The organism is Nocardioides cynanchi (assembly GCF_008761635.1).
Lineage (GTDB): Bacteria > Actinomycetota > Actinomycetes > Propionibacteriales > Nocardioidaceae > Nocardioides > Nocardioides cynanchi.
This window is the reverse complement of record NZ_CP044344.1, coordinates 1,231,269-1,242,995: the sequence shown is the minus strand read 5'-3', so window position 1 is coordinate 1,242,995 and position 11,727 is coordinate 1,231,269. Positions and strand designations below refer to the sequence as shown.

The following is an 11,727-nucleotide window of genomic DNA, read 5'->3' as shown; positions in this document are numbered from 1 at the left end:
CGGTGGTCGAGCGGAGTCGGGACCACCTGCCAGACTCCTGCCATGACGATCCCGGTCGTGTGGTCTCCCGAGACCCGCCGCCACGATCCGCAGCGCGAGGTGTGGGTCGGCGTGCCGACCGAGGGCACCGAGGTGCCGGCCCGGGTCGACCAGATCGTCGAGACCCTCTCCGGCCACCCCCTGGTGGGTGCCACGCCCCACGACGACGACGTGCTGCGCCGGGTCCACGCGCCGGCGTACGTCGACCACCTGCGCACGGTGCACGCCGCGTGGCTGCGGGGACCGTACGACGAGCTGGTCGCCCAGAGCCGGGTCGTGCCGTACGCCTTCCCGACGCCCGCCCTGACCCAGGGCATGACGCCGACCCCGGCCGTCGCCACGCACGCCCGGGCGGGGGAGTACTGCTACGACACGATGACGCTGGTCGGGCCGGGCACCTGGGAGGCGGCCCGGGCCGCGGTGGACTGTGCCCTCACCGCCGTCGACGTGGTCACCGGCTCCCGGCCGTCGGGCGACGTGGAGACCCCGACGGCGTACGCCCTGTGTCGCCCGCCCGGCCACCACGCCACCCGGGAGGGCTACGGCGGCTCCTGCTACCTCAACAACGCTGCCGTGGCCGCGCAGGCGCTGCGCGACGCCGGCCCGGCGACGGTGGCGGTGGTCGACCTCGACGCCCACCACGGCAACGGCACGCAGGCGATCTTCTGGGAGCGGGCCGATGTCCGCTACGCCTCGCTGCACGTCGACCCCGGCGCGGGCTGGTTCCCGCACTGGTTCGGCCACGCCTCCGAGACCGGCGCTGCGGCAGGGGAGGGCCACAACCGGAACCTCCCCCTGCCCGAGGGCACCGGCGACGACGCCTGGCTCGAGGGCGTCCGCGTGCTGGCCGAGTGGGTAGCCGGTGCCGACGCCCTCGTGGTCTCGCTCGGGGTGGACGCCTCGGCCGACGACCCCGAGAGCCCGCTGCTGGTCACCGCGGACGGCTACCACGCCGCCGGTCAGGTGCTCGGCGGTCTCGGCCTGCCTGCCGTGGTCGTGCAGGAGGGCGGTTACCACCTGCCCAGCCTCGGCGGACTGGTGGCGGCGTACCTCGACGGGCACCGGGGCGGCGTCGGCCGCTAGCGTCGAGGCATGCGCCGTATCGCCGCCGTCGTCCTGGTCGACTCGCGCGGCCGACTCCTGCTCCAGGAGCGCGACGAGGGCGCACCGGTCGACCCTGACCGGTGGGGCATGGTCGGCGGCGGCATCGACGAGGGAGAGGACGACGCCGCCGGCGCCCGTCGTGAGCTGGAGGAGGAGACCGGCCTCACCGGCATCGACCTCGACCGGGTCGGCGACTTCACCTTCTACTGCGCCGGCTGCGCCGAGAGCCACGACGTCGTGCTCTTCACCGCCTTCACCGACCTGAGCGATGCGGACGTGGAGTGCCACGAGGGCCGGCAGATCGTCTTCGTCGACCCCATGACCGTCCACACCCTCGACTGGAACCGGGCCCTCGCGGTGGCCCTGCCGCGGGTGATCGGCAGCCCGTCGTACGTGCAGCGCTTCGGTCGCCGCGAGCCGCGGGCGTTCGCCTGCGTGATCCTCGTCGACGCCGAGGGCCGACTGCTGCTCCAGGAGCGCGACGAGCACGCACCGATCGACCCCGAGACCTGGGGGATGCCGGGCGGGCACCTCGACCCCGGCGAGGACCCCGAGGCCGGTGCCCTCCGCGAGCTCCGGGAGGAGACCGGGATCCGGCTGCCACCCGGCACGCTCCGGCTGTTCACCGAGCTCGCCGTCTACCACCCGCACTACGGCTCCGTGGACAGCAACCACATCTACGTCGCCCGGGTCGACCTGACCGATGCCGACGTCGAGTGTCACGAGGGCCGGCAGATCGTCTTCGTGGCACCCGAGCGGGCCCGCGGGCTGGACCTGACCATGTCGGCCGTGCTGGTGGTGCCGGCCTTCCTCGACTCCGAGGAGTACCGAAGGATGTGCGGATGACGATGCAGGTGTTCCAGGTCCCGAGCCCGGGCGCGGAGGACGTCGTCGTGGCGACGACAGGGCCGGACGAGGGTGCGGTCTTCACCGGGACCGAGGACGGCGCGATCTGGCGGGTCAGCCACGACGGGGCCCGGATCGCGAAGGTCGCCGACACGGGCGGTCGACCGCTCGGGATCGAGCTCGACCTCGACGGCCGGCTGCTGGTGTGCGACGCCAGGAGAGGCCTGCTCCGCGTCGACCCCTCCACCGGCGCGATCGAGGCCGTCGCCGACCGGGTCGACGGTGTGCCGATGGTCTTCTGCAACAACGCGGCGATCGCATCCGACGGCACGGTCTGGTTCAGCGACTCGTCGGTGCACTTCGGGATCGACCGCTGGAAGGACGACTTCGTCCAGGACACCCGCACCGGCCGGCTGCTCCGGCTCGGCCCCGACGGTGAGGTCGAGGTCGTGCTGGACGGGCTCGCGTTCGCCAACGGCGTGGCCCTGGCGGCGGACGAGTCCTACGTCGCGGTCGCCGAGACCGGTGCGCGCACCGTCGTACGCCGCTGGCTGACCGGCGCGCGTGCCGGCGAGCGCGACTTCCTGGTGACCGACCTGCCCGGCTACCCCGACAACATCGCCCGGGGCAGCGACGGCCTGGTCTGGGTGACCATCGCCTCGCCCCGTGACCCCGTGGTCGAGGTGCTTCAGCGTGCGCCGTTGCCGGTCCGGCGGGCCGTGACCCGGATCCCCGAGGCCCTCCAGCCGAAGCCGAAGCGCACCGTCCGCGCCCAGGCCTACGACGACACCGGCAGGTTGGTCCACGACGTCGACGTTCCCGGTGCCGGCTACCACATGGTCACCGGCGTCCGCGAGCACGACGGACGGGTCTGGCTCGGCAGCCTCCACGAGCCGGCGATCGCGGTCGTCGACCTCTGACCGTCGGCAGGGGCGGTCAGGGGTAGTCGACCAGCGTCACCGGCACGTCGGGATTCGCGATCGTCGAGGAGCCTCCGGTGTCGTTGACGACGTGGCGGATGCCACCCCGCCCGTTGTTGGGGTCGAGGAAGATCGTCAGCAGGTCGTGCAGGTGCACACCCGGCGTGGTCGGCACCTCGAAGGCGTGATCGGCGAAGATGTCGACCCCCTGGTTGAAGAAGCTGTAGCTGCCCAGGCCGTCGCCGGTGAAGCTGCGCACGCGGTCGGCGACCTTCAGCGCCGCGTACCCGTCGGTGGTCGGCGTCGAGCGCCAGGCGGCCTGCGACGGGACGTCGTAGGGGAGCTCGTTCTGGAAGAAGACCACCGAGCCGCGCTCGCCGTTCCAGATCACCTCGTGCTTCTGGTAGTGCTCCACGAAGAGACCGGTCGCGCTCACGTCGTCACCGTTGACCACGAGGCCGGTGTCGGCGGTGTTCTGGGTCCAGCCGACACCGGCGCCGTGGTCGGCGCGCCAGGCCCAGATGTCGTCGAGCACGACGTGGTCGCTGTTCACGACGAGGCTGGTGGTCGCCCGGCCCTCGTGAGGTCCGCCGATCCGGAAGAAGACGTCCTGCAGGGCGGTCGGGTCGGCCGCACTCGACCTCTTGCCGTGCGCCGTCCCCACCCGCAGCAGGGCAGGCGACTCCGTCGATCCGGCGTCGATGGTCAGCCCGGCGATGTCCACGCCGGGAACGTCCGCGATCGCCAGCGGTACGGCGCCACGGGTCGCGGTCAGGGTCGCCAGACCCATCCCGAGCACCACGGTGTCGGCACGCCTCACGTCGAGGGTGCGGCCGACGTCGTACACGCCGGGCGTGACCAGGAGGTTCTTGCCGCGCGCCAGCTGGCTGTCGAGGTTCGCGGCCGAGTCGCCGGGGTGGGCGACGTAGAACGACGAGAGCGGCAGGGAGCGGCCGGGCGTGTCGGAGCCGGCGTCCCAGGTCGGACCCGACGAGCCGGCGGCGGCGCCGGGCACGAAGACCCGCCAGGCGCCGGAGCCGTCGACGTACAAGTACGGCTTCTCGCGGCTCTGCGGCGTGGTGGCGAGGGTCGTGTAGGGGCCACCGCACGAGGCGTCCGCCGGGAAGCACTGGGCCGGCACCGCGCCGGTGTCACCGGAGAAGACCTGGTTCCACACGCCGTTGGTCCACCCGTCCAGGGCGGAGTTGCGCACGTAGAACTGCTGCTGCGAGCCGTTGACCACGGTGCCGCCGTCGAAGCGCGAGTCGGCGATGAAGCCGCCGCTGGCGAACGACGGTCCGCTGCAGTAGTCCATCAGCGTGGTCAGTCCGTTGATGTGGACGCGCCGCATCGGCGCTGCCTGCGAGACCGCCCAGAACTCGCCGGTGTGGCAGCCGAAGGCGGGGTTCGTCACGTCGATCGTGAGGTTGGACAGCGAGCGCCAGAAGTTGTTGAGCGCGATGCACGTGCCGTTGTCGCACTGGTTGTAGACGTTCACCGACCCGTTGATCACGACGTCGCCGGGATTGCGGCCGAGACCGGCGACCTCGGTGTAGTAGCCCACCTCGAAGTTCAGGGGCTGGGCCGCCGACCCGTAGGTGCCGGGCTTGAACAGCAGCGCCACGCGCTCGGTCCCGAACTGGTTTCCCAGCTGCTGCTTCGACACCGCGTCCACCGTGGCCTGGATCTCGTCGACCGACATCGAGGGGTCGAACACATAGGTGTTCGGCCCCAGGTCCGGGTCGCCCGGCGCGGCGACCGCGGGGGCGAGGAGCACGCCGGACGACGTCACCGCGGTGGACGGTGGAGCGGTCCAGAGGAAGCCGATCGTGGCGAGCAGGGTGAGGAGCAGGAGGGGACGGGCCGAGCGCGACAGGCGCCGCCCGAGCGAGGGGGTCATAGACGGACCTTGGCTGTCGGGAGCAGTGGGCACAAGACCTGATTCGTACCGAGGCGGGACGAACTCCTCGGCCGGCATCCGGACGCTACCGCCGGGGCCGGCAGCGGCCCGTGCCGGACCAGCCGGCCAGGCCTCCACGTCTAGACTCGGCAGACACCGACCGTCGTACGAAGGGGCCCCGATGGGACTGCTGGAGCGGGTCACCGGACCTGCGGACCTGCGCGACCTCACCGACGCCCAGCTCACCACGCTGGCCTCCGAGATCCGTGACGAGCTGGTCCGCACCTGCGCCCCGCGCGGCGGCCACCTCGGCCCCAACCTCGGGGTGGTAGAGCTGACCCTGGCCATCCACCGGATCTTCGACTCCCCGCGTGACCGCGTGGTCTTCGACACCGGCCACCAGGCCTACGTGCACAAGATGCTGACCGGTCGGATCGGTCGCTTCGACTCCCTGCGCACCGAGGGGGGTCTGTCGGGGTACCCGAGCCGCGCCGAGTCCGAGCACGACCTCGTCGAGAACTCCCACGCCTCCACCTCGTTGTCGTACGCCGACGGGCTGGCCAAGGCCTACGCGCTGCGTGGCGAGGACCGCTACGTCGTGGCGGTGATCGGCGACGGCGCCCTCACCGGCGGCATGGCCTGGGAGGCGCTCAACAACATCGCGGTCGGCAAGGACCGCAAGCTGGTGATGGTGGTCAACGACAACGGGCGCTCCTACCAGCCGACCGTCGGCGGTCTCGCGACCCACCTGGCGACGCTGCGCACCAACCCTCGCTACGAGGAGGTCCTGGACCAGGTCAAGACCCGGCTCAACAAGGTGCCCGGGGTCGGCCCGGCCGTGTACGACGCGCTGCACGCGATGAAGAAGGGCATGAAGGACGCCCTGGCCCCACAGGGCATGTTCGAGGATCTCGGCCTGAAGTACGTCGGGCCGATCGACGGCCACGACCGGGTCGCGGTCGAGCACGCCCTGGCCCAGGCCAAGCGGTTCGGCGGGCCGGTGATCGTGCACGTGATCACCCGCAAGGGCTTCGGCTACGACCCCGCCGAGCGCAACGAGGCCGACCAGTTCCACCAGATCGGCGCCTTCGACGTCGAGACCGGTGAGGCCCGGCCCGCGGGCCGGATCTGGACCGACTTCTTCGCCGAGGAGATGGTCGCCCTCGGCTCCGAGCGGCGCGACCTCGTCGCGATCACCGCGGCGATGCTGTACCCGGTCGGGCTGGACCGCTTCGCGGCGGCGTACCCCGAACGCACCTTCGACGTCGGCATCGCCGAGCAGCACGCCGTCACCAGCGCGGCCGGCCTGGCCATGGGCGGCCTGCACCCGGTCGTCGCGATCTACGCGACGTTCCTCAACCGGGCCTTCGACCAGGTGCTGATGGACGTCGCGCTGCACGGCTGCGGCGTCACCTTCGTGCTCGACCGCTCCGGGGTGACCGGCAACGACGGTGCCAGCCACAACGGCATGTGGGACATGTCGATCCTCCAGGTGGTGCCGGGCCTGCGGATCGCGGCGCCGCGCGACGGCGCCCGGGTGCGCGAGCTGCTGCGCGAGGCCGTCGCTGTGAACGACGCGCCGACGGTGGTGCGGCTGCCCAAGGGGGCGCCACCCGACGAGATCCCCGCGATCGACCGGGCCGGCGGCTGCGACGTCCTGGTCCGCACCGGTACCCGGGACGTCCTGGTCGTCGGCATCGGCTCGATGGCGTCCGTCGCCGTCGACGTCGGCGCCCGCCTGGCCGCCCAGGGCATCGGCGTCACCGTCGTGGACCCGCGCTGGGTCAAGCCGGTCGACCCCGCCCTGGTCGGGCTGGCCCGGGAGCACCGTCTGGTGGTCACCATCGAGGACAACGGCCGCGTCGGCGGAGCGGGTTCGGCCCTGCTCCAGCGCCTGTCCGACGAGGGCGTCACCACGCCGTTCTCGCTGCACGGCATCCCGCAGGAGTTCCTCGACCATGCCGAGCGCAGCGCGATCCTCGAGCGGGTCGGCCTGACCGCTCAGACCATCGCCCGCGGCATCGTCGAGCGGCTCGCCGCCGACGGCGACGAGCCGCTCGCGGCCACCGACCAGAGCGCCCGCACGCGCGACTGAGGTCACGCGGGCGGCGGCGTCACTGCTGCCGGAGCGACTCCCCGACCGGGACCGCCACCTGGGTGTTGTCGCCGATGTCGCGGGCGGTGACCACGCAGTCGTTCGTCGACACGTGGCAGGTCAGCAGCGAGATCGGCTGCGGATCGTTCGTGGCCTTCGGGAGGGCCAGGGCCGCGATCGTGTCGCTGTCCAGCCACTGGTACGGCGCAGCGAACTGGAAGCCGAGGTCCTTGAACGCGACGTCCTGCCGCTTCCCGGTCGCGGAGGCGAACACCGCGAACTGGTCGGCGTCCTGGGTGAACCAGTGTGCCCCGTCGGGTGCGAGGTCGCCGCTGGAGACGTCCGGGACCTGGGCCGCGACGCCGGTGAGATCGGTTCCTGCCGCCCAGCCAGCGAGGCCGGCGGCGTCCAGTGGACGGAGGTTGGCCTTCACCACGGCGAGCCCGTTGCCGACCCGGACCAGGATCCGGTCTCCGGCAGCGTCCTGGACGGTGCCGGGCTCCGACAGACCCTGGTCCGGCCAGAAGGCGGTGCTCGGGGTCGGCCGGACCTCGACCACCTTCGTGCCCTGACCGTCCCAGAGCCACAGGTGTCCGTCCGACAAGGCCTCGACGTAGGGGTCGGGCTGACCCGGCTGAGAGGGGTTCACGCCGTTGGGTGCGGTCGACCTGGGGTCGATGGTGTTGCGGTTGCCCTCGGCGGAGGCGGCGGGCCAGAGATGGATCAGGTGGCCGTCGTACCAGGTCGCGACCAGCCCGTCGTCGCCGGCGAGGAGCCTGCTCCGCGCATGCGCGAGGTGCCCGATCTGCTGGACGTCGCCGTTCGTCTCCTCGTAGACGTTCAGATCGGGATCGGAGAAGACGAAGCCGCGAGCCGTCTGGACCATGGACTCGACCTTCCGTCCGACGTCGATCGTCCCGTCGCCGGTGTGGATGACGCTGCCGACGGCATAGGTCAACGCCTTGGTGGGCTGGTCGGCCGGCATCGGCTCGGCGGTGGTTCCCCGGCCGTGGAGGCCGAAGGCGGTCCCGGCGGTGACGAGGGCGAGGGCGGCGCCGCCGGCGACCAGCGCGGTACGGCGCCGCCGCAGGCGGCGGTTGCCGTCGCGGACGATGGCGTCCAGGTCGAGGTCGAGGCGGTCCAGCGCGTCGGCCCGGGTGTGCATCGTGGTGCGCAGCTGTCCGGTCATCGGGTCACCATCTCTTCGGTCGAATCGTCGTGGGGGAGCAGCTCGAGGTCGTCGCCGAGCCGGGTACGGAGCTTGGCCAGTCCGGCGGAGACCTGGCTCTTGACCGTGCCGACGGCGCAGCCCATGGCGTCGGCCGTCTGGGCCTCGGTCAGGTCGTCGAAGTACCGGAGCACCAGCGCCGCGCGTTGCCGTGGTGGCAGCGACTGGAGCGCTCGCCAGATCTCGTCCCGCTGGGCGACGCCGCCGTCGTGGCCCGCGAGGGCTCCCTCGGGCAGGGTCTCGGTGGGTCGCTCGTTGTTCCAGCCCTTGCGGCGGAACCACGAGATCGCGGTGGTGGTGATCGCCTTGCGGCAGTAGGCCTCGGCGTTGTGCGGGTCCCGCAGCCGGGGCCACGCGACGTACGTCTTGGTCAGCGCCTCCTGGACGAGGTCCTGGGCCAGCTGGGGGTCGCCGACCATCAGGTACGCCGCCCGGTGCAGCGACCTGGCCCGCGCCGCAGCGAACTCCGCGAACGCCGCTCGGTCCCGAGTGCTCACCGACTTCTCCGATCCGCGGGGCAGGTGCCCCGTCACCCTCCCAGACGACCTGGCCACCCGAAATGGTTCGTCGCGAGCAGGGACCCCGGGAAACGGTACTGACGCGGGCGCCTCCAGGTGGGACGCTCACGGGAACGGACCAGCGGAGGAGCGACCATGGCGGACCTGCAACCAGTCGACACGGTGCTGTGGATGGCCCGCGGTACCTGGGTGGCGATGACACTCCGGGCGGCCTGCGGACTCGGCGTCTTCGACCAGCTCGACCAGCCGCGGACCGCGCCGGACCTCGCGGCGGCCCTGGGCAGCGACCCGCACGCGACGGCCCGGCTGCTGGTGGCCCTCACCGACCTGGGTCTGCTGGAGCGCGACGGCCACGGCGACGGCGCGTACGCGAACAGCGCGACCGGGGCCACCCTGCGGGAGGACCACCCCAGCGGGGTGCGCAACCTGGTCCTGATGCAGAGCTGGCTGCCCAACGTCGCGTCCTGGACCCGGCTCGAGGACGCCGTCCGCACCGGCTCGTCGGTCTTCGAGGCCGTCAACGGGATGCCCTCCTGGGAGCACCTCAGCCGGCATCCCGAGGCCGAGGCCCTGTTCAACCGGGCGATGGCGCGCCGGGCGGCCGGCCAGATCGAGGCGATCCTGGCCGGCGTCGACCTCACGGGGGTGCGGACGGTGGTCGACGTGGGTGGCGGCCGGGGGGCGATGCTGGCCGGGATCCTGGAGGCCGGCCCGGACCTGTCCGGCGTCGTCGCCGACCGACCCGAGGTCGCCGCCGAGGCGGAGGTGGCCTTCGCCGAGGCGGGCCTGGGCGCCCGGGCCCACGGTGTGGCGGCCGACTTCTTCGACTCGGTGCCGGCCGGGGCCGACCTCTACGTGATCTCCAACGTGCTGCACGACTGGGACGACGCGGAGTGCGTCGCGATCCTGGCCACTGTCCGCGCCGCGATGTCCGAGGGTGCCCGGCTGGTCGTGGTCGAGAAGCTGCTCGACGCGCCCCGCTCGTTCGAGGACACCCGCGACCTGCACTTCGTCGACCTGCACATGCTGGTGATGTTCGGGGCGCGCGAGCGCACGAAGCCGGAGTACGACGCGCTCCTGGTGGCGGCCGGCTTCCCACCCGGCTCCGTGCCGGACGCGGAGACGTCGTGGAACGTGATCGAGACGACCCGCTGACGGCCCGTTGACGGGCCGGACCGACCGGCCGCCGGAATAGGCTGGTGGTCTGGGACGCTGAGACAGGTCCCCGATCCCGAAAGGTCACCCGTGCCCGATCCCGAGCGCCTGGTCCACATCGTCGACGACGTCCCCGAGCTCGCCGACGGTTCCGGCGTGCCGATGGTGATGGTCCTCGACGGCTTCCTGGACGCCGGGAACGCCGCCGCGCACGCGGCCCAGCACCTCGTGGAGCGGTCCGGGGGCGGGCGGGTCGTCGCGACCTTCGAGGTCGACGAGTTCCACGACTACCGGGCCCGGCGCCCGGCGATGTCCTTCGTCCGCGACCACTACGAGCAGTACGACGCCCCGCGCCTCGTGGTGCGGCTCCTGGCCGACGCCGGGGACACGCCGTACCTCTTGCTCCACGGTCCCGAGCCCGACAACCGGTGGGAGGCGTTCGCCCTGGCCGTCCGCCGCGTGGTCGAGCACCTGGGCGTGTCCCACGTGGTCAGCATGGGCGCGGTGCCGATGGCGGTGCCGCACACCCGCCCGATCGCGGTGACCCACCATGCCAACAGCCCCGAGCTGCTCTCGGGCGAGAGCCCGTGGCGGGGCGAGCTGCAGATCCCCTCCAGTGCGCAGGCGCTGCTCGAGCTGCGGCTCGGGGAGTGGGGTCACGGGGCGATGGGCTTCGTCGCGCACATCCCCCACTACCTCGCGCAGCTGGACTACCCGCAGGCCTCGGTGGAGCTGCTCGAGCATGTCGAGCGCGCCGCGCGGCTGACGATCGACCTCACCGAGCTCCGCGAGCTGGCGCACACCCGCGGTGTCGAGGTGGACAGCTACCTCTCGAACAACCCCGAGGTGGCCGAGATCGTCCAGGCGCTGGAGCAGCAGTACGACTCCTTCGCCCTCGCCGAGCAGGAGGGCAACAGCCTGCTCGCCCCGGACGAGCCGCTGCCGACGGGGGAGGAGATCGGCCAGCAGTTCGAGCAGTTCCTGGCCGGCCTCGACTCGCCCGACGGCGAGGTCTGATGCCGTCGTCCGCCGGGGAGCTCGTCGAGCTCCTCGACATCGAGCGCCTCGACACCGATCTGTTCCGGGGGCGGAGCCCCGACACCGACCGGCAGCGCGTCTTCGGCGGCCAGGTGGCCGCGCAGGCCCTGATCGCCGCGATCCGCACCTCCGAGCCGGGCCTCGACGTGCACTCGCTGCACTCCTACTTCCTGCGCCCCGGCGACACGACGGTGCCGATCATCTACGACGCGGAGCGGATCCGGGACGGTCGGTCGTTCGAGACCCGCCGGGTGGTGGCCCGGCAGCACGGGCACCCGATCTTCTACCTGACCGCCAACTTCCAGCGCCCCGAGGAGGGCTTCGAGCACCAGGACGTGATGCCCGAGGTGCCCGGCCCCGACGGCGGTCTCACCTTCGCCCAGATCGCCGCGCTGCGGACCGGCGACGACCGGGCCGCCGCGGAGTTCGCCAAGGAGTGGGCGGCGCTCGACACCAGGTACCTCGGCAACAGTCAGCATCCTGGACACACCCACCTCGGCGAGGACGCCGAGCGTCCGGCCCGGGCCCAGGTCTGGATCCGGGTCGACGGAGACCTCGGCGACGACCTGCACCTGCACGTGGCGGCCTTCACCTACGCCAGCGACCTGACCCTGCTCGGCGCCTCGCTCGTGCCGCACGACGTCGAGATCGGCTCGCCGGAGCTGATGCCGGCGTCGCTGGACCACACGATCTGGTTCCACCGGCCGTTCCGGGCCGACGAGTGGTGGCTCTACGACCAGTGGTCGCCCTCGGCCAGCGGTGGACGCGGGCTGTCCCTGGCGCGGGTGTTCACCCAGGACGGCCGGCTGGTCGCGACGGTGGCCCAGGAGGGCCTGATCAGGCGTCGTACCCGCTGACCCCGCGCGACAACCCGTACGTATGAC

Annotated in this window: 10 protein-coding genes; 7 read left to right on the top strand and 3 right to left on the bottom strand. The window is 72.3% G+C overall.

Annotation, left to right across the window (positions count from 1 at the left end):
* Nucleotides 1-42: 42 nt before the first annotated feature.
* Genes E3N83_RS06220 through E3N83_RS06210 form a run of 3 tightly spaced genes read left to right on the top strand, consistent with a single transcriptional unit; the run spans nt 43 to nt 2,909 of the window.
* Nucleotides 43-1,122, top strand: coding sequence for a histone deacetylase family protein (locus tag E3N83_RS06220; RefSeq protein WP_151082469.1), 1,080 nt, complete (start codon nt 43-45; stop codon nt 1,120-1,122).
* Between the two features lie 9 nt (nt 1,123-1,131).
* Nucleotides 1,132-1,989: an NUDIX domain-containing protein gene (locus E3N83_RS19755; protein WP_202879335.1), complete on the top strand. Its 858-nt coding sequence runs from the start codon at nt 1,132-1,134 to the stop codon at nt 1,987-1,989.
* On the top strand, nt 1,986-2,909 hold the full coding sequence (locus E3N83_RS06210; RefSeq protein ID WP_151082468.1) for an SMP-30/gluconolactonase/LRE family protein: 924 nt from the start codon (nt 1,986-1,988) through the stop codon (nt 2,907-2,909). The genes E3N83_RS19755 and E3N83_RS06210 overlap by 4 nt, the downstream gene beginning before the upstream one ends.
* Before the next feature lie 16 nt (nt 2,910-2,925).
* On the opposite strand, the gene E3N83_RS06205 is transcribed toward E3N83_RS06210, so the two are convergent.
* Complete coding sequence (locus E3N83_RS06205; protein ID WP_151082467.1) at nt 2,926-4,809, bottom strand: glycosyl hydrolase family 28-related protein; 1,884 nt, start codon at nt 4,807-4,809, stop codon at nt 2,926-2,928.
* A gap of 181 nt (nt 4,810-4,990) precedes the next feature.
* Here E3N83_RS06205 and dxs point away from each other — a divergent pair, with 181 nt between their 5' ends.
* Nucleotides 4,991-6,904, top strand: coding sequence for a 1-deoxy-D-xylulose-5-phosphate synthase (gene dxs, locus E3N83_RS06200; protein ID WP_151082466.1), 1,914 nt, complete (start codon nt 4,991-4,993; stop codon nt 6,902-6,904).
* A gap of 19 nt (nt 6,905-6,923) precedes the next feature.
* Here dxs and E3N83_RS06195 read toward each other — a convergent pair whose 3' ends face one another.
* Together E3N83_RS06195 and E3N83_RS06190 are read right to left on the bottom strand one after the other, a co-directional pair.
* Entirely contained in the window at nt 6,924-8,093 is a 1,170-nt protein-coding gene (locus E3N83_RS06195) for a hypothetical protein (protein ID WP_151082465.1), read from the bottom strand.
* A complete protein-coding gene (locus E3N83_RS06190; protein WP_151082464.1) occupies nt 8,090-8,629 on the bottom strand; it encodes a SigE family RNA polymerase sigma factor in 540 nt (179 codons plus the stop codon). Before E3N83_RS06190 ends, E3N83_RS06195 begins: the two co-directional genes overlap by 4 nt.
* Nucleotides 8,630-8,785: 156 nt before the next feature.
* On the opposite strand from E3N83_RS06190, the gene E3N83_RS06185 reads away from it, so the two are divergent.
* The 3 genes from E3N83_RS06185 (at nt 8,786) to E3N83_RS06175 (ending at nt 11,700) form a co-directional block, all read left to right on the top strand.
* Complete coding sequence (locus E3N83_RS06185) at nt 8,786-9,805, top strand: methyltransferase (protein WP_151082463.1); 1,020 nt, start codon at nt 8,786-8,788, stop codon at nt 9,803-9,805.
* Nucleotides 9,806-9,895: 90 nt separating this feature from the next.
* Nucleotides 9,896-10,822 (top strand): proteasome assembly chaperone family protein, encoded by a 927-nt coding sequence (locus E3N83_RS06180; RefSeq protein ID WP_238343094.1) that lies wholly within the window; start codon nt 9,896-9,898, stop codon nt 10,820-10,822.
* Nucleotides 10,822-11,700: an acyl-CoA thioesterase gene (locus tag E3N83_RS06175; protein ID WP_151082462.1), complete on the top strand. Its 879-nt coding sequence runs from the start codon at nt 10,822-10,824 to the stop codon at nt 11,698-11,700. The genes E3N83_RS06180 and E3N83_RS06175 overlap by 1 nt, the downstream gene beginning before the upstream one ends.
* Nucleotides 11,701-11,727: the final 27 nt, after the last annotated feature.

Coding starts and splice junctions, on each gene's coding strand:
- E3N83_RS06205 (WP_151082467.1), bottom strand. CDS start 4,809: ATGACCCCCTCGCTCGGGCGGCGCCTGTCGCGCTCGGCCCGTCCCCTC.
- E3N83_RS06210 (WP_151082468.1), top strand. CDS start 1,986: ATGACGATGCAGGTGTTCCAGGTCCCGAGCCCGGGCGCGGAGGACGTC.
- E3N83_RS06185 (WP_151082463.1), top strand. CDS start 8,786: ATGGCGGACCTGCAACCAGTCGACACGGTGCTGTGGATGGCCCGCGGT.
- E3N83_RS06220 (WP_151082469.1), top strand. CDS start 43: ATGACGATCCCGGTCGTGTGGTCTCCCGAGACCCGCCGCCACGATCCG.
- E3N83_RS06175 (WP_151082462.1), top strand. CDS start 10,822: ATGCCGTCGTCCGCCGGGGAGCTCGTCGAGCTCCTCGACATCGAGCGC.
- dxs (WP_151082466.1), top strand. CDS start 4,991: ATGGGACTGCTGGAGCGGGTCACCGGACCTGCGGACCTGCGCGACCTC.
- E3N83_RS06195 (WP_151082465.1), bottom strand. CDS start 8,093: ATGACCGGACAGCTGCGCACCACGATGCACACCCGGGCCGACGCGCTG.
- E3N83_RS19755 (WP_202879335.1), top strand. CDS start 1,132: ATGCGCCGTATCGCCGCCGTCGTCCTGGTCGACTCGCGCGGCCGACTC.